20 protein-coding genes are annotated in these 20910 nt (G+C 68.0%); 1 reads left to right on the top strand and 19 read right to left on the bottom strand.

The genetic code is table 11. From position 1 onward, the window contains the following. Positions 1-95: 95 nt before the first annotated feature. The 6 genes from BWO91_RS10735 to BWO91_RS10760 all read right to left on the bottom strand — a co-directional run bounded on the left by BWO91_RS10735 (position 96) and on the right by BWO91_RS10760 (position 5682). The gene (locus tag BWO91_RS10735) at positions 96-548 is read right to left on the bottom strand and encodes a GNAT family N-acetyltransferase (RefSeq protein WP_079002554.1); all 453 of its coding nucleotides are present in this window, start codon (positions 546-548) and stop codon (positions 96-98) included. Then, complete coding sequence (locus tag BWO91_RS10740; RefSeq protein ID WP_079002555.1) at positions 548-970, bottom strand: cytochrome c oxidase subunit 4; 423 nt, start codon at positions 968-970, stop codon at positions 548-550. Before BWO91_RS10740 ends, BWO91_RS10735 begins: the two co-directional genes overlap by 1 nt. A gap of 5 nt (positions 971-975) precedes the next feature. Further along, positions 976-2703, bottom strand: coding sequence for an aa3-type cytochrome oxidase subunit I (gene ctaD, locus BWO91_RS10745; protein ID WP_064296981.1), 1728 nt, complete (start codon positions 2701-2703; stop codon positions 976-978). Further along, entirely contained in the window at positions 2700-3602 is a 903-nt protein-coding gene (ctaC, locus tag BWO91_RS10750) for an aa3-type cytochrome oxidase subunit II (RefSeq protein ID WP_064296982.1), read from the bottom strand. Before ctaC ends, ctaD begins: the two co-directional genes overlap by 4 nt. 162 nt (positions 3603-3764) lie before the next feature. After that, positions 3765-4130: an iron-sulfur cluster insertion protein ErpA gene (gene erpA / locus BWO91_RS10755; RefSeq protein WP_064296983.1), complete on the bottom strand. Its 366-nt coding sequence runs from the start codon at positions 4128-4130 to the stop codon at positions 3765-3767. 106 nt (positions 4131-4236) lie between these two features. Continuing rightward, the gene (locus BWO91_RS10760) at positions 4237-5682 is read right to left on the bottom strand and encodes a dipeptidase (protein ID WP_079002556.1); all 1446 of its coding nucleotides are present in this window, start codon (positions 5680-5682) and stop codon (positions 4237-4239) included. A 43-nt stretch (positions 5683-5725) separates the two neighbouring features. On the opposite strand from BWO91_RS10760, the gene BWO91_RS10765 reads away from it, so the two are divergent. Continuing rightward, on the top strand, positions 5726-6325 hold the full coding sequence (locus tag BWO91_RS10765) for a DUF3043 domain-containing protein (protein WP_079002557.1): 600 nt from the start codon (positions 5726-5728) through the stop codon (positions 6323-6325). A gap of 69 nt (positions 6326-6394) precedes the next feature. Here the strand turns inward: BWO91_RS10765 and BWO91_RS10770 are convergent, their stop codons facing one another. The 13 genes from BWO91_RS10770 to murC form a co-directional block, all read right to left on the bottom strand. Beyond that, positions 6395-7432 carry a quinone-dependent dihydroorotate dehydrogenase gene (locus BWO91_RS10770; RefSeq protein WP_079002558.1) on the bottom strand — a complete coding sequence of 346 codons (1038 nt, stop codon included), beginning with the start codon at positions 7430-7432 and terminating at the stop codon, positions 6395-6397. Positions 7433-7435: 3 nt separating this feature from the next. Continuing rightward, positions 7436-7918: a transcriptional regulator NrdR gene (nrdR, locus tag BWO91_RS10775; protein ID WP_064296987.1), complete on the bottom strand. Its 483-nt coding sequence runs from the start codon at positions 7916-7918 to the stop codon at positions 7436-7438. Continuing rightward, on the bottom strand, positions 7918-9288 hold the full coding sequence (gene hisD / locus BWO91_RS10780) for a histidinol dehydrogenase (RefSeq protein WP_079002559.1): 1371 nt from the start codon (positions 9286-9288) through the stop codon (positions 7918-7920). The genes nrdR and hisD overlap by 1 nt, the downstream gene beginning before the upstream one ends. A 61-nt stretch (positions 9289-9349) precedes the next feature. Next, positions 9350-12814 (bottom strand): DNA polymerase III subunit alpha, encoded by a 3465-nt coding sequence (dnaE, locus tag BWO91_RS10785; RefSeq protein WP_064297037.1) that lies wholly within the window; start codon positions 12812-12814, stop codon positions 9350-9352. A gap of 191 nt (positions 12815-13005) precedes the next feature. Next, positions 13006-13929 (bottom strand): RluA family pseudouridine synthase, encoded by a 924-nt coding sequence (locus BWO91_RS10790; RefSeq protein ID WP_064296988.1) that lies wholly within the window; start codon positions 13927-13929, stop codon positions 13006-13008. Then, positions 13926-14606 (bottom strand): signal peptidase II, encoded by a 681-nt coding sequence (lspA, locus tag BWO91_RS10795; RefSeq protein ID WP_079002561.1) that lies wholly within the window; start codon positions 14604-14606, stop codon positions 13926-13928. Before lspA ends, BWO91_RS10790 begins: the two co-directional genes overlap by 4 nt. Next, positions 14566-15207 (bottom strand): DivIVA domain-containing protein, encoded by a 642-nt coding sequence (locus tag BWO91_RS10800; protein WP_064296990.1) that lies wholly within the window; start codon positions 15205-15207, stop codon positions 14566-14568. Before BWO91_RS10800 ends, lspA begins: the two co-directional genes overlap by 41 nt. Before the next feature lie 174 nt (positions 15208-15381). Continuing rightward, positions 15382-15678 (bottom strand): YggT family protein, encoded by a 297-nt coding sequence (locus tag BWO91_RS10805; RefSeq protein ID WP_064296991.1) that lies wholly within the window; start codon positions 15676-15678, stop codon positions 15382-15384. 7 nt (positions 15679-15685) lie between these two features. Beyond that, positions 15686-16201 (bottom strand): cell division protein SepF, encoded by a 516-nt coding sequence (locus BWO91_RS10810; protein ID WP_064296992.1) that lies wholly within the window; start codon positions 16199-16201, stop codon positions 15686-15688. Between the two features lie 44 nt (positions 16202-16245). After that, positions 16246-16959, bottom strand: a complete 714-nt coding sequence (locus BWO91_RS10815) for a YggS family pyridoxal phosphate-dependent enzyme (RefSeq protein WP_240555461.1) — start codon at positions 16957-16959, stop codon at positions 16246-16248. Further along, positions 16959-18215 carry a cell division protein FtsZ gene (ftsZ, locus tag BWO91_RS10820; RefSeq protein ID WP_079002562.1) on the bottom strand — a complete coding sequence of 419 codons (1257 nt, stop codon included), beginning with the start codon at positions 18213-18215 and terminating at the stop codon, positions 16959-16961. Before ftsZ ends, BWO91_RS10815 begins: the two co-directional genes overlap by 1 nt. Before the next feature lie 159 nt (positions 18216-18374). Continuing rightward, complete coding sequence (locus BWO91_RS10825; RefSeq protein ID WP_153303436.1) at positions 18375-19469, bottom strand: FtsQ-type POTRA domain-containing protein; 1095 nt, start codon at positions 19467-19469, stop codon at positions 18375-18377. Between the two features lie 10 nt (positions 19470-19479). Then, entirely contained in the window at positions 19480-20892 is a 1413-nt protein-coding gene (gene murC / locus BWO91_RS10830; protein WP_079002563.1) for a UDP-N-acetylmuramate--L-alanine ligase, read from the bottom strand. Between the last annotated feature and the right edge of the window lie 18 nt (positions 20893-20910).

The following is a 20910-nucleotide window of genomic DNA, read 5'->3' on the forward strand; positions in this document are numbered from 1 at the left end:
TTGCCAGCTGCTTGTTCTCCACGTCTAGGCGCGCACAAGAACACGAAAGAGCCCCCGAGCGGTGGCTCGGGGGCTCTTCGATGACAGCTTGGGGGTCAGCCCAGCGGGAGGATCTTCTTGTAGAACTCCGCCGTCACGTTGTAGCCGAGACGACGGTAGAAGTCGCCGGCTCGAGAGGTGGACATCGTCAGCTGGCGCGCACCGCGCTCGACGGCATAGTGCTCGTTCGCCTCGACGAGGGCCGATCCGATGCCGGCGCCGCGGGCGGTCTCGTCGACGACGAGCTCCTGCAGGTGGGCGGTCAGGCCTGCCGCGTGCAGCAGCCGCGACACCGTCATCAGGGTGTATCCGACAACGCGGTTCGCCTCGTCGACCGCGACGTACAGCACGTTGGTCTCGTCTTCACGAGGGCGCATGACGTTGTTGTACGCGGCTATGAAGTCGTCCGCCGCAGGCGGGATGGACCCGGTGATCAGCTGGCCGGCCAGCGCGAAGACGGCTGAACGGTCGTCGGGCTGACCGCGACGGATGCTGAACGAGGCGACCATCAGCGTGCGAAGTATCCGCGGTAGTACTCGTAGTTCCAACCGACGACCGCGATGACGACCAGCGGGATGCCGATGATCGCGATCCAGAACCCGACCGCCAGACCGAGTACGAGCAGACCACACGCACCGGCGAGGATGATGGGCCACCAGCTCCACGGGCTGAAGTGCCCGATCTCCGGGTCGCCGTCGTCGATGTTCGCCGTCAGCGTGTCCTCGGGGAGCTCGGCGCCCTGGCTCTTGTGCACCCGGCTGAGATAGAAGCCGAGGAAGGCGCTCAGGATCGCGGCGAGAGCCAGGGTGACCGTGCCGACCCATTCGACCCGGCCGTGCAGCGGGTCGACGAGCGACCACACCGTGTAGACCCCACAGAGGAGGGCGCAGAACACCGTCAGGATCGTGAAGAGGATGATATTGGCGCGCATGGCGGCTACTTCACCTTTCCGGCGTCGATGTCGAGCGTGGGTGCGTCAGGTGCGTCCTTCGCGGGACCGACGCCGACCGGGATACCGACCTCGGGGTGGTGGAGGTCGAAGGCCGGGCGCTCCGAGCGGATGCGCGGGATGGAAACGAAGTTGTGACGCGGCGGGGGCGAGCTGGTCGCCCACTCGAGCGATCCACCGTACCCCCACGGGTCGTCCTCGGTGACTCGAGGAGCCTTCCGGATCGTGATGTACACGTTCAGGAAGAAGGGCAGCAGCGAGATGGCGAGGATGAACGAGCCCACGGTCGACAGCTGGTTCATCCAGGTGAAGCCGTCCTCAGGCGAGTACGTCGCGTAGCGGCGCGGGAACCCGATGACGCCCAGCCAGTGCTGGATGAGGAACGTCGTGTGGAAGCCGATGAAGAGCAGCCAGAAGTGCCAGTAGCCGAGCTTCTCGTTGAGCATCTTGCCCGTCCACTTCGGCCACCAGAAGTAGAAGCCGGCGAACATGGCGAACACGACCGTGCCGAACACGACGTAGTGGAAGTGCGCCACGACGAAGTAGGAGTCGGAGACGTGGAAGTCGAGCGGCGGCGAAGCGAGGATGACACCGGTGAGTCCACCGAAGACGAAGGTGATCAGGAAGCCGATCGACCAGAGCATCGGGGTCTCGAAGGTCACCGAACCGCGCCACATCGTGCCCAGCCAGTTGAAGATCTTCACGCCGGTCGGAACCGCGATGAGCATCGTCATGAGGGCGAAGAACGGCAGGAGCACCGATCCGGTGACGTACATGTGGTGTGCCCACACCGTCACGGAGAGGGCCGCGATCGCGATGGTCGCGTAGATCAGGGTCTTGTAGCCGAAGATCGGCTTGCGGCTGAACACCGGGAAGATCTCGGAGACGATGCCGAAGAACGGCAGCGCGATGATGTAGACCTCGGGGTGCCCGAAGAACCAGAACAGGTGCTGCCACAGGATGACGCCGCCGTTGGCCGCGTCGTAGATGTGGGCGTCGAACACGCGGTCCGCGGCAAGGCCGAAGAGGGCCGCTGCGAGCACCGGGAACGCCATCAGAACGAGGATGGACGTCACGAGGACGTTCCACGTGAAGATCGGCATGCGGAACATCGTCATGCCGGGGGCGCGCATCGTGATGATCGTGGTGATGAAGTTGACGCCACCGAGGATGGTGCCGAAGCCGCTGAGCGCCAGTCCGAGGACCCAGAGATTGCCTCCGAGCCCTGGCGAGAACGTCGTACTCGACAGTGGCGCATAGGCGAACCAGCCGAAGGCGGCTGCACCCTGCGGGGTGAGGAAGCCACCGACGGCAATGAGGCTACCGAAGGCGTAGAGCCAGAACGCGAAGGCGTTCAGTCGCGGGAAGGCGACGTCCGGTGCGCCGATCTGCAGCGGCATGAGCGCGTTCGCGAACCCTGCGAAGAGCGGCGTCGCGAACATGAGGAGCATGATCGTGCCGTGCATCGTGAAGAGCTGGTTGTACTGCTCCTTGGTCTCCACGATCGTGCCACCGGGCTCGAAGAGCTGGGCGCGGATGATGAGCGCCATCACGCCGCCGAGGCAGAAGAAGATGAACGAGGCGATCAGGTACATGTACCCGATGGTCTTGTGGTCGGTGGAGGTGATCCACTTGACCAGGATGTTGCCCTTGCGCTCGACCGAGGTGCGTCCGACGACGCTCGCCTGGCCTGCGGGAAGCGTGGTGGAGGTCATTCCCCGTCTCCGTGCTCTTCGAGACCTGCCGGCGCCTTGGTGCCGGGGAGGTTGCTGTTGCGGTCGTATGCCGTGCCGTAGTCGCCGATGTTGCCCGACTCGGCCAGGTCTTCGAGGTGCTTGTCGTACTCGGCCTGCGAGACGACCTTCACGTTGAAGAGCATGAGCGAGTGGTACTCGCCACAGAGCTCGGCGCACTTGCCGGCGTACGTGCCCTCGCGCTCAGGGGTGAAGGACATGTAGTTCGTCTTGCCCGGGATCATGTCCTTCTTGTAGAGGAAGTCGATGACCCAGAAGGAGTGGATGACGTCGCGCGACTGCAGCGCGATCTTCACCGTCTTGCCGACGGGCAGGTACAGCGTCGGGAGTGCGTCCTGGTCGATGACGCCACCGGGCTTCTCATCGGCCTGCACGCCTGCGGTCCAGACGTCCTGGCCGTCGACGGCCTCGTCGTACACGAAGTCCCACGCCCACTGCTTGGCGAAGACCTCGATGGCCACGTCGGGATCCTCGTACTGGGTCTCGATCGCGTTCTGGTCGCGCGCCGTGAAGGCGAAGAAGCCGAGCACCAGGATGAGCGGGACGATCGTGTAGAAGATCTCGATCGGCATGTTGTACCGCAGCTGGACCGGGAGACCGGTCTGCCCCTTGCGGCGTCGGTACACGATGACGGCCCAGATGATGAGCCCCCACGTGATGACGCCGACTGCGAGCAGCACCAGCCATGCCGTCACCCACAGGCCCGCGATGCGGTCCGTGTGGTTCGTGACGGGAGATTCGCCCTCGACGAATCCCGGCAGGTAACCATGCAGTTCCGCCTGCGTACAACCCGCCAGGACTATGGCGAGTGTGGCTGCGACCGGAATGGCAGCCCATCTGAGACGACGAGTCGAGCGCACCTCTGAAACCTTTCGAATACACACCTGTGGATCGCCCCCCAGTCTAGTGGGGATGGGCGGTGAACGCCGGACCATTCGCGTCCGCGGTGCGGGATCGTGACCGGAATGACGAAGGGGAAACCACCCGGGACCGGGCAATTTCCCCTTCAGGAAGAATCTGGCTCAGTGGAAGCTGTCGCCGCAAGCGCAGCTGCCCTCGGCGTTGGGGTTGTCGATGGTGAACCCCTGCTTCTGGATGGTGTCCTCGAAGTCGATCTTGGCGCCGTCGAGGTAGGGGACGCTCATCTTGTCGACGATGACCTCGACGCCGTCGAAGTCGACCGTGGCGTCGCCGTCGAGCATGCGCTCGTCGAAGTACAGCTGGTAGATGAGGCCCGAGCATCCACCCGGCTGCACGGCCACGCGGAGACGGAGGTCGTCGCGACCCTCCTGCTCGAGGAGGCTCTTGACCTTCTGCGCCGCCGTGTCGGACAGGCCGACGCCGTGAGCCGCGTCGATCTTGGTCTCGGTCAGGATGGTGTCGCTCATGATGCTCCTCGCGAGGTCTGGCGGCGCCGGGTCGACGCCTGTGTGAGATTCTACCGCCTGCCGCGACGGACGCACCCCTGGAAGTGCGGCGGCGCGTCCGTCGCGTCTACGCGTCCGAGGACGGACGGGGTGCGGCCGCCAGGCGAGCGAGGAGCACCGCCTCCGTGAGGATCGCCTTCTGGAAGACGCCGAGGTGCAGCGACTCGTTCGGACTGTGGGCGCGCGAGTGCGGGTCCTCGACACCGGTGACGAGGATCTGGGCGTCCGGGAAGACCCGGACCAGGTCGGCGATGAACGGGATCGATCCGCCGACACCCGTCTCCACGGGCTCGACCTCCCAGGCGTCGGCCATGGCGCGCTTCGCCTCGGCGACGGCCCAACCGCTCGTGTCCACGAGGAACGGGCTCCCCTGGTCGACCTCGTCGATCGTCAGCTGCGCGCCGAACGGGCTGTTGGCGAGGAGGTGGGCCTCGAGTGCACGGTAGGCCTCGGCCGGATCCTGCCCGGGGGCGATCCGCGCACTGATGCGAACCGACACCTCCGGGATGAGCGTGTTCGAGGCGTTGGCCACCGACGGTGCGTCGATGCCCGTGACGGTGATCGCGGGCTGCGACCAGATCCGGCTGAGGATCGAGCCGCGTCCGATCGGCGTGACCCCCTCGGACAGACCTGACTCGGCGCGGAGCTGTGCCTCGTCGAACTCCGGGGTGACGGCGTCGTGCGAGGTGAGTCCGGAGACCGCCACCGAACCGTCCGCGTCCCACAGTGTCGCGAGCAGGGTGACCGCGGCCAGCATCGCGTCCGGCACCGCTCCCCCGAGCATCCCGGAGTGGGAGGCGTGGTCGAGGGTCTTCACGCGCAGCCGGAACGTGACGTTGCCGCGCAGACCGATCGTCAGCGCCGGCGTCCGCTCGTCCCAGTTGTCGCTGTCGGCGACGACGATCACGTCCGCAGCGAGGGTGTCGCGGTGCTCCTCCAGGAAGGAACCGAAGGACCGCGAGCCGAACTCCTCCTCGCCCTCGATGAACAGCACGATACCGAGGTCGAGGTCGGAACCGAGGACCTCGGTGACGGCTCGGATCGCGGCGATGTGGGACATGACGCCGGCCTTGTCGTCAGCCGCGCCCCGTCCGTAGATGCGGCCGTCACGGACGGTCGGCTCGAACGGCGGCGAGTCCCACTTGTCGTCGCTTCCGGGGGGCTGGACGTCGTGGTGCGCGTAGAGCAGCACGGTCGGTCGGCCGTTCCGTGGTTCGCGGCGGGCCAGCACGGCGGGCTGCCCGAGCTCCGCTCCGCCGTCGATGGCGGACCGCCGCACCGAGACCTCGTCGAAGACACCGAGACCGCGTGCGAGCTCCGCGACCGCCTCGGCACTCCGCGCCACCTCGGCCGCGTCGAACGCCGACCACGACACCGAGGGGATACGGACGAGCGCCGACAGATCGGCGATCGACGACGGCAACGCACCGGCGACGGATTCGCGCAGTCGATCGAGGACTTCCTGGTCGTTGCGTGGGTCTTGGGTCGATTCCGTCGTGGTACCTGTCGTCATGCGAGTAATCTTAAGGGAATCCCCGAATCAAGGACGTTCCATCGTGGCCAAACAGCAGAGCACCCCGGCATCAGAGCCGATCGTCGAGACCGCAGCGCAGACGGCTGAGCGCCTCGCCCGCGGCGCCAAGGAGGCGAAGGGTCGACCGACCCCGTCCCGGGCGGAACGCGAGGCGCAGAACAAGCGTCCACTCGTCCCCTCCGACCGCAAGGAGGCCTCGAGGGCGGCGAAGGCGCAGCAGGCCGAGGCACGGAGGCGGGCGCAGGCCGGCATGGCCGCCGGCGACGACAAGTTCCTCCCGGCACGCGAGCGCGGCCCGCAGAAGAAGTTCGTCCGCGACTACGTCGACGCCCGGTTCAACATCGGTGAGTTCATGATCCCGGTGATGTTCCTCGTGATCATCCTCACCTTCATGCCGGTGCCCGAGATCCAGGTCTACGGCATGCTCACCCTCTGGGTGTTCTTCATCATCGCGATCGCCGACTGCTTCTTCCTCGGCTTCCGCGTCCGGAAGGCGCTGCGGGCGAAGTTCGGGCAGGACGAGCGGGGCGTGCGCTGGTACGCCGCCATGCGCGCGCTGCAGCTGCGCCCGCTCCGCCTGCCCAAGCCGCAGGTCAAGCGCGGCCAGTTCCCCAACAAGTAGTCCCACGAAACCGAACGCCCGCCGGTCCCAGACCGGCGGGCGTTCGTCGTCGACAGCGCGTGGTACCGCTCAGCGGCCGGTTCGAGCCAGTCGGTCGAGCCCGCGGTTGATGTGCCTCGCCCAGAGCGGCCCGCGGTAGAGGAACGCCGTGTACCCCTGCACCAGCGTGGCTCCCGCGGCCAGACGCTCCCGGACGTCTTCGGCGGTGTCGACGCCTCCGACCGAGATGACGCACAACTCCGGGGGCACGATGGCCCGGATGCGCCGCAGGACGACGAGCGAGCGGGCGGCCAGCGGTGCACCGGATAGTCCACCGGCCCCGGCCGCCTCGACGAGGGTGGGGTCGGTGGTCAGTCCGTCGCGCGAGATGGTCGTGTTCGTCGCGATGACGCCGTCCAGGCCGAGTTCCACGACCAGCTCCGCGATGCGGTCGACCTCCGCATCGCTGAGGTCGGGCGCGATCTTGACGAGCAACGGCGTCGAACCGGCGGCGGCGCGGACGGCCTCGAGCAGCGGCGCGAGCTGGTCGAGCTCCTGGAGGCCGCGGAGCCCAGGGGTGTTCGGCGAGCTGACGTTGACCACGAGGTAGTCGGCCACTGGCGCGAGGAGCGTCGCGCTCCGGACGTAGTCGGCCGTGGCGTCGGCGACGTCCACGACACGGCTCTTGCCGATGTTCACGCCGAGGACGGGTCGGCGGCTCACCCGCGCGGTCCGTTCGAGCCGACGCCTGGCCTGGTCGGCTCCCCCGTTGTTGAAGCCCATGCGGTTGACGACCGCCCGATCGGCGATGAGTCGGAACAGTCGGGGCTTGGGATTACCCGGCTGCGGGATCGCCGTGATCGTGCCCACCTCGACATGGCCGAACCCGAGCAGTCCGAGACCGAGGACGCCCTTGCCGTCCTTGTCGAAGCCGGCGGCGACACCGAACGGAGTCTCGAACCGCAGCCCCAGCGTCTCCACCGACTGGTCGAGTCGCGGCAGCGTCCAGCGCCTGATGGCGGGGCCGAGGCCGGTCGCGGGAAGCGCGCGGATGACGTCGAAAGCCAGGTGGTGTGCGCGTTCGGGATCGAGCTTGGACAGCACCTGGGCGAAGAGGAAGCGGTACACGGCTCAGAGCTCCTCGGACGGGACGGGGGCGGCGCCCGAAGCGTGCTCGACGCGCAGCAGCGCGATCGCGGACTCGAAGTCGTCGAGCGATTCGAAGGCCTGGTACACGCTAGCGAAGCGGAGGTACGCGACCTCGTCCAGCTCCCGCAGCGGTGCGAGGATCGCCAGTCCGATGTCGTTCGCGTCGATCTGCGACGCGCCGGTGGCGCGGATGGACTCCTCCACCCGCTGAGCCAGGACGGCGAGGTCCGAGTCCGTCACCGGGCGACCCTGGCAGGCCTTGCGGACACCGCTCACGACCTTCTCCCGGCTGAAGGGCTCAACCACGCCGGAACGCTTGATCACACCGAGACTCGAGGTCTCCATGGTGCTGAAGCGCCTCCCGCACTCGGGGCACTGCCGACGTCGGCGGATGGCGAGTCCGTCGTCGCTGGTGCGGGAGTCGATCACCCGGGAGTCCGGGTGGCGGCAGAACGGGCAGTACATCAGCGGGCTCCCTCGGGGGCGGTGGGGGCGGTGGTGTCGTCGGCCGCACGGATTTCGGCATCGACGAGCCCGAAGCGGGCCGTCACCGCCTCGCCGTGCGCCGGCAGGTCCTCCGAGCCCGAGAGGGCCACGATGTGGGCCGAGACCTGGCGGAGCGCCGGTTCGTCGTACCGGACGACCTGCTGCGGCCGGAGGAAGGTGAACGCTCCGAGGCCCGAGGAGAACCGCGCCTGGCCGCCCGTGGGGAGGACGTGGTTCGACCCGGCCAGGTAGTCTCCGAGGCTCACCGGGGTGTGATCACCGAGGAAGATCGCGCCGGCGTTCGTGATGGCGCCGAGAAGCGACTCCGGGTCGCGCGTCTGCACCTCGAGGTGCTCCGGCCCGTACGCGTTGCTGAACGCCACGGCCGCCTCCAAGTCGTCGACGAGCACGATCGCCGACTGCGGTCCGCCCAGGGCCTCGACGACGCGCGATCCGTGACGCGTGCCTGCGGCGTACCGCTGCAGCCACTCCTCCACCGCGGTCGCGAGCGGCGCGCTGTCGGTGACGAGCAGTGATGCCGCCGCCTCGTCGTGTTCCGCCTGGCTGACGAGGTCGGCCGCGACGAGCCGGGCATCGGCCCCGGCGTCCGCGATGACCAGGATCTCGGTCGTCCCGGCTTCGGCGTCGATCCCCACCTGCCCCTTCACGAGGCGCTTGGCGGCCGCCACGAAGATGTTGCCCGGGCCGGTCACGACATCGACCGGGTCGAGGGCGAGGTCGGGCACTCCGTAGGCGAACGCACCGATCGCTCCGGCGCCGCCCATGGCGTAGACCTCGGTCACCCCGAGCAGCCCGGCGGCGCCGAGGATCGTCGGGTGGACGCGCCCGCCGAACTCGCGCTGCGGGGGCGAAGCGAGCGCCACGGAGCCGACGCCGGCCTCCTGTGCCGGCACGACGTTCATGACGACGCTCGACGGGTAGACGGCCTTCCCACCCGGGACGTAGAGGCCGACACGGCCGACCGGGGCCCAGCGCTGCACGACAGTCGCGCCGTCGCCGAGCTCGGTCGTGCGCTCCGGCGGGACCTGCGCCCTGGTGGCCGTCCGGACCCGGTCGATGGCCTCGACGAGCGCGGCGCGCACGGCCGGCTCGAGTGCCGTGACGGCGGCGTCGATCTCGGCCTGTGGGACGCGGATCCGCTCGGGGCGTCCCCCGTCGAACCGGTCCGCCTGCGCCGAGAGGGCCTCGGACCCGTCCGCTCGGACGTCGTCGATCAGCGTCTGAGCGGCATGCGCTGCCGCGGTGATGTCGACGACGGGACGGGGCAGCATGTCCAGGAGCTCGGTGCGGCTCGGCCGCACTCCCCTGAGGTCAATGGTGGTGATCATGGCCGTCACAGCCTATCGTCCGCAGCGGACCGTCCCGGCTGCCGCCCGCGCCCGAGCGGGGTCAGCCGAGACAGTTCGGGCCGAGCAGGGACTTCAGCTCGCCGAAGAGTCCGGACGAGAGGCTGACGCGATGGGGCAGCTCGAACACCCGCGCGATCTCGCCTCGGATGAGCTTCAACCGGACCTCGGTCGACCCGGCGTGCCGCGTCAGGACGTCGCTGAGCGTGGTCACCGTCTCGGTCGTCGCCCGCGCGTCCGCCATCGACAGCTGGAGCATGCGGTCGGCACCGGCCTCTGGCAGTTCGGGCGAGAAGATGCTGTACGCGTGGAGGTTCATCCCGTCGTCTCGGACACTGACCCGCCCGCGGACCACCACGATCGAGTCGCCGACGAGTTCGGAGGCGAACTCCTGATACGCCTTGCCCATGAACATGGCGGTCATCTCGCCGCCGAAGTCCTCGACCTGGATCATGCCGTACTGGTTACCGGAGGCCTTGGCGATCCGATGCTGGACACTCGTGACGAGCCCCGAGATCACGACGGTCTCGCCGTCCATGCCCTCGGAGGTCATGAGGTCGGTGATGGTCGTCGTGGCGTGCTTCGCCAACTCGATCTCGAGTCCGGCCAGCGGGTGGTCCGAGACGTACAGCCCCAGCATCTCCCGCTCGAAGTTGAGTTTGTCGCGCTTGCTCCAGTCGGGACGCGCGGGGACGCTCGCGAGCGGCACCTCGCCGACCTCGGCGAACAGGCTGTCGAAGTCGAAGCCGATGCTCCCGGACGCCTCGGCACGCTTGTCCTTCACGACCGAGTCGACGGCGTCCTCGTGGATCTCGTAGAGCGCACGTCTGCTGTCGCCCATGGAGTCGAACGCGCCGGCTTTGATGAGCGACTCGATGGTCCGCTTGTTCGCCACCGGCAGCGGCACCTTGCGGAGGAAGTCGTGGAAGGAGGTGAACCGCCCCTCGCGCTCGCGTGCCTGCCGGATGAGCTCCACGACGTTCGAACCGACGTTGCGCACGGCACCCAGGCCGAACCGGATGTCCTCCCCGACTGCGGCGAAGAACCCGATGGACTCGTTGACGTCGGGCGGCAGGACCTGGATCCCCATGCGGCGGCACTCGTTGAGGTAGAGCGCCATCTTGTCCTTGGAGTCGCCGACACTCGTCAGCAGACCGGCCATGTACTCGGCCGGGTAGTGCGCCTTGAGGTACGCCGTCCAGTAGGAGATGACCCCGTAGGCGGCGGAGTGCGCTTTGTTGAAGGCGTAGTCCGAGAACGGGAGGAGGATCTCCCACAGCTTGTTGACGGCCTCCATCGAGAAGCCGTTCGCGACCATGCCGCCGGAGAAGCCCTCGAACTGCTTGTCCAGTTCGGACTTCTTCTTCTTGCCCATCGCACGACGGAGGATGTCGGCCTGTCCGAGGGAGAAGCCGGCGACCTTCTGCGCGATTGCCATCACCTGCTCCTGATAGATGATCAGGCCGTAGCTCGTCGACAGGATCTCGGAGAGCGGTTCCTCGAGCTGCGGATGGATCGGGGTGATCTCCTGCAGGCCGTTCTTCCGCAGCGCGTAGTTCGTGTGCGAGTTCGCGCCCATCGGCCCGGGCCGGTACAGGGCGATCAGCGCCGAGATGTCCTCGAAGTTGTCGGGCTTCATGAGGCGCAGCAGCGCGCGCATCGGTCCGCCGTCGAGTTGGAACACCCCGAGGGTGTCGCCTCGGGACAGGAGTTCGTAGGCGCCGCGGTCGTCGAGCTCGAGATCCTCGAGGACGAGGTCGAGATCGCGGTTGCTCTTGATGTTGTCGAGGGCGTCGTTGATGATCGTCAGGTTGCGCAACCCGAGGAAGTCCATCTTGATCAATCCGAGGGACTCGCACGCCGGGTAGTCGAACTGCGTGACGATCTGGCCGTCCTGCTCGCGCTTCATGATCGGGATGATGTCGATGAGCGGGTCACTCGACATGATCACGCCGGCCGCGTGGACGCCCCACTGGCGCTTCAGGTTCTCGATGCCGAGCGCGGTCTCGAAGACGGTCCGCGCCTCCGGGTCGGTGTCGAGGATCCCACGGAGGTCGACCGCCTCCTTGTACCGCGGGTGCTTGGTGTCGAGGATGCCCTCGAGCGGGATGTCCTTGCCCATGACCGCCGGCGGCATGGCCTTCGTCAGCTTGTCGCCCATGCCGAACGGGAAGCCGAGGACGCGCGACGAGTCCTTGAGCGCCTGCTTGGCCTTGATGGTGCCGTACGTGACGATCTGCGCGACGCGCTCGTCGCCGTACTTCTCGGTGACGTACTTGATGACCTCGCCGCGGCGGCGGTCGTCGAAGTCGACGTCGAAGTCGGGCATCGAGACGCGGTCGGGGTTGAGGAACCGCTCGAAGATGAGCCCGTGGCGGAGTGGGTCGAGATCGGTGATCTGCATCGCGTACGCCGCCATGGAACCCGCACCGGAACCACGACCGGGCCCGACGCGGATGCCGTTGCGCTTCGACCACTGGATGAAGTCGGCGACGACGAGGAAGTACCCGGGGAAGCCCATCTGCACGATGACGCGCGTCTCGTAGTTCGCACGCTCGCGGACGTCGGCGGGGATCCCGTTCGGGTACCGCAGGTTCAGCCCGGTCTCGACCTCCTTGATGAACCAGCTCTCCTCGTTCTCCCCCTCCGGCACGGGGAAGCGCGGCATGTAGTTGGCCGAGGTGTCGAAGGCGACGTCGCATCGCTCGGCGATCGCGAGGGTGTTGTCGCACGCCTCGGGGTACTCACGGAACAGCCGGCGCATCTCGTCCGCGGACTTCAGGTAGAACTCGTCGGCGTCGAACTTGAAGCGGTTCGGGTCGTTGAGCGTGGAACCGGACTGCACGCAGAGGAGGGCGGCGTGCGCTTTGGCGTCCGCAGCGTGCGTGTAGTGGAGGTCGTTCGTCGCGAGGAGCGGGAGACCGAGGTCTTTCGACAGCCTGATGAGGTCGGCCATGATCCGGCGCTCGATCCCGAGCCCGTGGTCCATGATCTCGCAGAAGTAGTTCTCCGCGCCGAAGATGTCGCGGAAGTCCGCAGCGGCCTTGACCGCCTCGTCGTACTGGCCGAGACGGAGTCTCGTCTGCACCTCGCCACTCGGGCAGCCGGTCGTCGCGATGAGGCCGGCGCTGTACTGACTCAGGATCTCCCGGTCCATGCGCGGCTTGAAGTAGTACCCCTCGATCGACGCCTTCGACGAGAGCCGGAAGAGGTTGTGCATCCCCTCGGTCGTCTCCGAGAGCAAGGTCATGTGTGTGTAGGCGCCGGCGCCGGAGACGTCGTCTCCCCCGCCGTCGCCCCACTTGATCCGCGTCCGGTCACCGCGCGCGGTCCCCGGGGTGATGTACGCCTCGGTCCCGATGATCGGCTTGATCCCGGCATCGGTCGCCGTGCGCCAGAAGTCGAATGCGCCGAACATGTTGCCGTGGTCGGTCACGGCGACGGCGGGCATACCCTGCTCGACCGCGGCCTGGATGAGCGGCTTCACGCGGGCTGCTCCGTCGAGCATCGAATACTCGCTGTGGACGTGCAGATGGACGAACGAATCGGTGGACGTGGGCACGGACGGCGCCTCCGGGGATCGTGCTGTGGGGTTCGGCGCGGACGCCGAGGTGGTCTGTGATCCAGCCTAACCGTCACCGCTGACGGTCGACTCCTGCGACGTCGTCACGCATGGCGACGGGAGGGCTGGGCGTCGGCTCAGTCGAGTTCGAGCACGGACAGGGCGTGCTGGAGGTCCGCCGGATAGGCAGCCTCGAACCGCACGAACTCCCCCGTGGCCGGGTGGGCGAACCCGAGCTTCGTGGCGTGGAGCCACTGGCGGGTGAGCCCCAGCCGAGCTGAGAGCGCAGCGTCGGCTCCGTACATCGTGTCGCCGACGCAGGGGTGCCGCTGGGCCGCCATGTGCACGCGGATCTGGTGGGTGCGGCCGGTCTCCAGGTGCACCTCGAGCAGCGAGGCGTACGGGAACGCCTCGAGCGTCTCGTAGTGGGTGATCGACGGCTTGCCGTCGGCTGTCACGGCGAACCGCCAGTCGTGACGCGGATGGCGGCCGATCGGTCCGTCGATGGTGCCCGCGAGTGGATCGGGGTGCCCCTGCACCACAGCGCGGTAGATCTTCTCGACCTCGCGGTCGTGGAAGGCCCGCTTGAGCCAGGTGTAGGCCCGCTCGGTCTTCGCGACGACCATGAGGCCGCTCGTCCCGGCGTCCAGCCGATGGACGATGCCTGCGCGCTCGGCGGCTCCCGAGGTCGAGATGCGGAAGCCCGCCGCCGCGAGGGCACCGAGCACCGTCGGTCCCTCCCAACCGACCGAAGGATGCGCCGCGACGCCCGCAGGCTTGTCGACGACGACGATCTCGTCGTCGTCGTGGACGATGCCGAGGTCGGGGACGGCGATCGGGACGATCACGGCCTCCCGTCGAGGCGTCCATTCGATCTCGAGCCAGGCGCCGCCGAGCAGGCGGTCGGACTTGTCGACCGACTTCCCGTTCATGGCGACTCCGCCGGCCACGGCCACCTCGGCCGCGTAGCTGCGCGAGAAGCCCAGGAGCTTGGCGAGTCCGGCGTCGACGCGCTCGCCGTCGAGTCCGTCGGGGACGTACAGGCTGCGGGACTCGTTCACGGGCGACCTGCGTCCGGGTTCGCGTCGCCGGGCTCCGCGGGATCGAGGGTGGCCGCGTCGGCTTCGGCCTCGCGGTCCTCCGCCTCCTGGGCGGCCCGTTCACTCGCTCGCGTCGTGCGCGTGCCGTCGAGGTTGACACCGAAGAGCGTCAGGAGGATGAACAGCGCCATGCTGACCACGATGCAGATGTCGGCCACGTTGTAGATCGCGGGGAGCATCCAGGGCGTCGAGATGAAGTCGACGACGTGGCCGAGGCCGAAGGACGGCTCTCGGAAGAGGCGGTCGGTCAGATTGCCGAGCACGCCGCCGAGGAGCAGACCGAAGACGATCGCCCACGCTCGCGAACGGATGCGGCGCGCGAACCAGACGATGACGACGACGACGACCGCGGCGAGGATCGAGAAGATCCAGGTGTAGCCGGCCCCCAGCGAGAAGGCGGCACCCGAATTCTTGACGAAGTACAGGACCAGCGCCTGCCCGAAGACGGGGACGGACTCACCGACCGTCAGGTTGGTGGTGACGAGGAACTTCGTGAACTGGTCGGCCGAATAGGCCACGACGGCAACCAGCGCCAGGACTGCAAGAGTCCTGGCGCTGGCCTTCGACGGTGATGCGGGAGACAACCGGGTGTCTGCGCTAGACCGCTGCGCTGTCGGCGGTGACGCCGGACTTCGCATCGGGAGCGGAGCTCGACGACGAGGCGTCGAGGTCCTTCAGCTGACCCTCGATGTAGCTGCGGAGCTGCGAGCGGTACTCACGCTCGAAGTTGCGCAGCTCGTCGATCTTGTGCTCCAGCACGGAGCGTTCCTGCTCGAGGATCTGCATCTGTGCGCGCTGCTTGGCCTCGGCCTCGGCGACGACACGTGCTGCGGTCGCGTGACCTTCGGCGATGAGTGCGTCGCGACGCTGAGCGCCCTCTGCGACGTGCTCGTCGTGCAGGCGGCGCGCCAGCTGCAGGAGGTTGTTGGAGCTCTCGGCCGTGTTGTCGGTCGACTCTGCGGCAGGAGCCGCTGCGGGTGCGACGACCGGAGCCGGTGCGGGAGCGGGCTCAGCCTTCGCGAGCGCGGCGGGAGCGGAGGAACCGCCCTTCTGCAGCTCGGCGACCTTGGCCTCGGCCGCGGTCAGCTTCTGCTGGACCTCGTCCTTCTCCTGGATGAGGCGACGCAGTTCGACGACGACCTCGTCGAGGAAGTCGTCCACCTCGTCCTGGTCGTAGCCTTCGCGGAACTTGGTCTGCTGAAACCGCTTCTGGACCACGTCTTCGGGAGTGAGCGCCATAGCGAACCACCTTCACTGTCGAATCGAAAATCTGTGTACAACGCCCCCACGCTAGCAAAGTCTGACCCAGTGGGTGAGACATGTTGTCAGCGTCGGAGCTTCCCGTCAGGTGACGGGCGTTCTATCGTAGCCGCACAATCGTCGTGAACCCTGCGCGTGCACCGACGTCGGCGGCTACAGGAGCTGGACGAGCGTCATCGCGATGATGCAACACAGCATCGTCAGCGTCCAACCGAAGTCGAGCGCGACGGGACCGACCGCGACGCGCGGCAGGACGCGGCGGAAGAACCGGATCGGCGGGTCGGTGACCGTGAAACTCAGCTCGGCGAGGACCAGGCCGACGCCCGACGGTCGCCACTGCGGGCGGAGCACCCGAGCCAGGTCGAGGATGAACCGCGCCCAGAGGACGAAGAAGTACAGGAGCAGCGCGAGATAGAGGATCGTGCCGATCACGGAGATGAGAGAAGCCACCCCTCGATTATGACTGAGCGAAGAAGGTCGCCTCGGTCGCTTCCGGTGCACCCTGCCCGTTGTCGCCGGAAACGGCGACGTGCTCGGGCGAGAGCAGGAACACCTTGCTCGTCACTCGCTCGATCTTCCCGTAGAGGCCCTGTGAGAGGCCACTGGCGAAGTCGATGAGGCGTCGGGCGTCGCCGTCGCTCATCTGGGAGAGGTTGATGATGACCGGCACACCGTCGCGGAAGCTCTCGGCGATGATCTGAGCGTCGCGGTACTGCTTGGGGTGCACCGTGAGGATCTCGTTGAGGTCGGAGCTCGGGGCGACCGGCTGACGGACCGGGACCGGCTTGCGCAGCGGGGTCACGGGAGCGGCCTTCTCGACGCGCTCGACCCGCTCTGCGCGCTCAGGACGTTCTGCCCGGCGAGGCTCGGCCTGCTGCGTGGGCTCGGCCTGAGCAGCGTGCTGCTGCTCGTACTCGAGATCATCGTCGGCGAGCCCGAGGTACACCATGGTCTTCTTCAGTGGGTTCGACATCGTTTCCTCCGTGATCTGCGGTCCTTGCACCTTCGAGATTAACGTCACACCGGACGATTCCCGGTGATTGCCGTGCCGATGCGTAGGTGTGTCGCGCCCGCTTCGATCGCCTCGACGTAGTCGTGGCTCATCCCGATCGACAGACCGTCGGCCTGCGGAGCGAGGGATCGCACCCGCGCGGACGCCGCGACGACGCGCGCGAACGCATCGGCCGGCGGCTCGTCGAGCGGCGCGACGGCCATGACGCCCCGCAGGACGACACCCTCGGCCTCGAGCGTCTCCGTGGCGAGCGCTTCCAGCGCCGCATCGCCGACCACGCCACCCCGACCCGGGTCGTCGGTCAGGTTCACCTGGAGGAAGACCTCGAGGAGGCGGTCCGGTGATGAGAGCGCCCGCAGGAGTTCGGGTCGGTCCACCGAGTGCACGGCGTCGACGTATCGGCGCACCTGCTTGGCCTTATTCGTCTGCAACTGGCCGACGAAGTGCCACCGCAACCCGAGTCCGGACGCAGCCTCGGCCTTGTCACGGGCCTCCGGGTGTCGGTTCTCCCCCACGTCGGTCACCCCGGCGGCCGCGAGCTGCTGCACGAGTGCGACCGGATGGAACTTCGTCACGACGATGAGCGTCGGCTCATCGGCTCGACCGGCTGCACGGGCGGCGTCTGCGACGCGGCCGCGGATCGCCGCGAGGCGATCGACCAGAGCCGGATCGGGCTCCGAAGAGCCCGATCCGGCCGGGGTGATCGAGTCGCCGCCCACTACTTCAGGAAGTCGGGGATGTCCAGCTCGCCCTCGTCGTCGAACGAGGGGTCGACGACGGCGGTCTCGACGACCGCTTCAGGCTGGCGGTGCGTCGCACCGGAGAAGGGCGAGGACGCGTTCTGCCTGGAGCCCCAGTCACCGCCGGAGGCGACCGGCGCCGCAGCAGGTGCCGAGCGGTGCTCGGACGACTCGGAGGCCGGATTGGCCGAGGTGCTGATCGGAGCACTGGGCGCCTCGTCAGAGGTGCTCATGACGCCGCCCGAGATGACCGCGTCGGCCGGCGAGGCCGCCGTCCTGGTGAGGGGCTCGCCACCGTCGAATCCGGCGGCGATGACGGTGACGCGCACCTCGTCGCCGAGGGTGTCGTCGACGACCGCACCGAAGATGATGTTCGCCTCGGGGTGCACGGCCTCCTGGACGAGCTTGGCTGCGTCGTTGATCTCGAAGATGCCGAGGTTCGAGCCACCCTGGATGGACAGCAGGACACCGTGGGCGCCCTCGATGCTCGCTTCGAGGAGCGGGGAGGCGACGGCGAGTTCAGCCGCCTTGATGGCACGGTCCGCGCCACGCGAGGAGCCGATACCCATGAGGGCGGAGCCGGCTCCCTGCATGACCGACTTGACGTCGGCGAAGTCGAGGTTGATGAGGCCGGGGGTGGTGATGAGGTCGGTGATGCCCTGGACACCGGCGAGGAGTACCTGGTCGGCGGTCGCGAACGCCTCGAGCATGCTGATGCCGCGGTCGCTGATCTCCAGCAGGCGGTCGTTCGGCACGACGATGAGCGTGTCGACCTCCTCCTTCAGGCGGGCGACGCCGAGCTCGGCCTGGGCCTGACGGCGACGACCCTCGAAGCCGAAGGGCTTCGTGACGACACCGATGGTCAGCGCACCGATCGACTTCGCGATCCGTGCCACGACGGGTGCGCCACCGGTTCCGGTGCCGCCACCCTCGCCGGCGGTGACGAACACCATGTCGGCGCCGGCGATCGCCTCTTCGATCTCCTCGGCGTGATCCTCCGCCGCACGGCGTCCGACCTCGGGGTCGGCACCGGCGCCGAGGCCGCGGGTGATCTCGCGGCCGACGTCGAGCTTGACGTCGGCATCGCTCATCAGCAGCGCTTGCGCGTCCGTGTTGATGGCGATGAATTCCACGCCTCGGAGGCCGAGCTCGATCATGCGGTTGACCGCGTTGACACCGCCGCCGCCGATACCGACGACCTTGATGACGGCGAGGTAGTTCTGGTTTGTAGTCACTTCAGGCCTCCGTGAGAACTCTCAACCTCTAGTTAAGGTTTAAAGTTATGCTGCGTATGCATTTTCTGTCCTGAGCACGACGTTAGGGCCCAGCCCCGACCGTGTCGGGACGCTTCCGGGCGTGTCGGCACATCGACGGGAATATCCCGGTGCGCTTCCTCAGCGGACGATGGCGGCGGACGGCGACGACACGTCGTACTGGTTCACCTGGGACGGGTCGGTGGCCGCCATCGTGGTCGCGAGGATCCGCGCTTTGAGGACCGAGTCCTCCGCACTCCCCCACACGACCTCGGCGGGCGAGTCCACGAGCGTGAGGGTGACGTCGTCCGCGGTCGACGCCGAAACGGACGCCACGCGGGCACGCAGATCCGTCGGCAACGCCCGGATCACCGCGGCCGCGGCGACGAAGCCTTTGGAGGTCGGGCCACCGGTGACCATGAGCGTCGGATACCCGGCGATCGGCTGGTCGCTGCGCTCGATCGTGACCCCGGCGGCGTCGACCAGGGTGTACACCGATCCGGACTGCAGCACGCCCACCGGCTCGCGTTCGACGATCCGCACGACGAGTGTGCTCGGAGGCTGGGATTCGAGGGAGTAACTCGCGATGAGCGGGTATCCGACGAGCACCGCCTTGACGGCTCCCGCGTCGACCAGTGCGAGTGGGCGACCCAGCTGGTCACTGAGCGCCTCGGTGATCTCGGCCTGGTTCACCCGGCTCGCGCCGACGACCTCGATGGACCGGACTGCCAGCAGCGGCGAATAGGCTCCGGCGACCGAGACGACGATCAGGACGCCGAGGATCGCGGCCGCGATCACCCAAGGACGGTGGCGGCCACGCTTGCGGGCCGTGAACCGACGGATCTCCTGGCGTTCGTGACGACGTCGCAGCTTGGCGGCCTCACGCGGGGTGAGGAAGGCATCGTCAGCAGGTTCGTCCGGGCGCTCCAGGGTCACCGTCGCGGAGGTGGAGGACGTCGCCGCCGGTTTCGCATCGACCTTCGACGACGGGGACGGCGTCGCTGAGGGTGAAGCCGACCTCGATGTCGACCTCGGGCCCGACGGCCGGGCGGATGCGCCGGCACCCGACCGCTTCGGCCGGAGCCGAGCGGCGTCGAGCTCGATGACGTCCGTCTCCTGATCGGCGACGGGCTCGGCGGTCACGCCGTCGCGGTCGACCGGGGCCGACACCGCCGGCCGTGTCTGACGCTCGGAGCGCGGACTGGCCGCGGGGTCGAAGCCGTCCGGGCGCTTCACCGGACGCCCATCAGACGGACTCGCGACCGGCGATGGCCTCGAGGAGCTGCGGAACGATCCGGTAGACGTCGCCGCATCCGAGCGTGATGACGAAGTCGCCTGGTCGCACGACCGTCGCCGTGTAGTCCGCGGCGCGCTGCCAGTCGTCGATGTACGCGACGCGGTCCGCGTCGGAGAACCGGGTCGACACGGTCGCACCGGTCACGCCGGGCTCGGGGTCCTCGCGCGCACCGTAGACCTCGAGCACGACCGTGTGGTCGGCGTACCGTTCGAGGGCGTCGGCGAACTCCTGGGCGAACAGTCGGGTCCGGCTGTACAGGTGCGGTTGGTGGACGGCGATGATGCGTCCGTCGCCGACCACGGTGCGCGCTGCGGCGAGGGCTGCGGCGACCTCGGTGGGGTGGTGCGCGTAGTCGTCGTAGACGCTCACACCGTCGACGACACCGTGCAGTTCGAATCGGCGCTGCGTCCCGCCGAAGGCGGTGATGCCTCGGAGCGCGTCCGCCGGGTCGAATCCGACACCGACGAGGACCGCGAAGGCGCCGGCCGCGTTGACGGCGTTGTGGCGCCCGGGCACGCGGAGGGTAGCCGCGTAGCTGGTGCCCTCGTAGCTGAGTTGGAAGGAGACCGGACCGGTGGAGCCGACGTCGTGCAGTCGGACGTCCGCGTCGGCGGCCTCTCCGAAGGTCAACACACGCTTGCCGTCCGCGGCCTCGCGGAGCGCCGGGGTGATCCGGACCGCACCGGCGTCGTCCGAGGAGATGACGACGAGTTCGCGTGCCTGCTGGGCGAAGGTCACGAACGCCTGCTCGAACGCTTCGAGCGAGCCGTAGTGGTCCAAGTGGTCCGGGTCGATGTTCGTGATGAGCGCGACCGCCGTGTCGTAGAGCAGGAACGAACCGTCCGACTCGTCCGCCTCGACGACGAACAGCTCTCCGGCGCCTCTGGCCGAGCTCAGCCCGAGGGACTCGATCACGCCACCGTTGACGAAGCTGGGGTCGGCACCGAGCTCCAGGAGCGCCGTGATGATCATGCCGGTCGACGTCGTCTTCCCGTGGGCCCCCGCGACGGAGATGAGTCGCTTCCCTGAGGTCAGCCACGCGAGCGCCTGCGACCGGTGCAGGATCGTGAGACCCCGTTCCTTCGCGAGCAGGTACTCGGGATTGTCAGCCCAGAGCGCTCCGGTCACGACGAGGGTGTCAGCGTCGCCGACGTTCCGTGCATCGTGCCCGATGGCGACCGGGATGCCGAGCTCGCGCAGTGCGTCGATGTTCTTCGACTCGCGCACGTCCGAGCCGGTCACACGCGATCCGGCGCTCACGAACAACCGTGCGATGCCGCTCATCCCGCTGCCGCCGATGCCGACGAAGTGCACGACGCCGAGGTCGGCGGGGATCTCGACGGTGGGGTCTGGCTTGATCACGGTGTCACGCTTTCTGGG

Source organism: Plantibacter flavus, assembly GCF_002024505.1.
Classification (GTDB): Bacteria; Actinomycetota; Actinomycetes; order Actinomycetales; family Microbacteriaceae; genus Plantibacter; species Plantibacter flavus_A.

Coding starts and splice junctions, on each gene's coding strand:
- BWO91_RS10735 (WP_079002554.1), bottom strand. CDS start 548: ATGGTCGCCTCGTTCAGCATCCGTCGCGGTCAGCCCGACGACCGTTCA.
- BWO91_RS10740 (WP_079002555.1), bottom strand. CDS start 970: ATGCGCGCCAATATCATCCTCTTCACGATCCTGACGGTGTTCTGCGCC.
- ctaD (WP_064296981.1), bottom strand. CDS start 2,703: ATGACCTCCACCACGCTTCCCGCAGGCCAGGCGAGCGTCGTCGGACGC.
- erpA (WP_064296983.1), bottom strand. CDS start 4,130: ATGAGCGACACCATCCTGACCGAGACCAAGATCGACGCGGCTCACGGC.
- BWO91_RS10760 (WP_079002556.1), bottom strand. CDS start 5,682: ATGACGACAGGTACCACGACGGAATCGACCCAAGACCCACGCAACGAC.
- nrdR (WP_064296987.1), bottom strand. CDS start 7,918: ATGTACTGCCCGTTCTGCCGCCACCCGGACTCCCGGGTGATCGACTCC.
- hisD (WP_079002559.1), bottom strand. CDS start 9,288: ATGATCACCACCATTGACCTCAGGGGAGTGCGGCCGAGCCGCACCGAG.
- dnaE (WP_064297037.1), bottom strand. CDS start 12,814: ATGCTCGACGGAGCAGCCCGCGTGAAGCCGCTCATCCAGGCCGCGGTC.
- lspA (WP_079002561.1), bottom strand. CDS start 14,606: ATGCGAAGTCCGGCGTCACCGCCGACAGCGCAGCGGTCTAGCGCAGAC.
- BWO91_RS10800 (WP_064296990.1), bottom strand. CDS start 15,207: ATGGCGCTCACTCCCGAAGACGTGGTCCAGAAGCGGTTTCAGCAGACC.
- BWO91_RS10810 (WP_064296992.1), bottom strand. CDS start 16,201: ATGTCGAACCCACTGAAGAAGACCATGGTGTACCTCGGGCTCGCCGAC.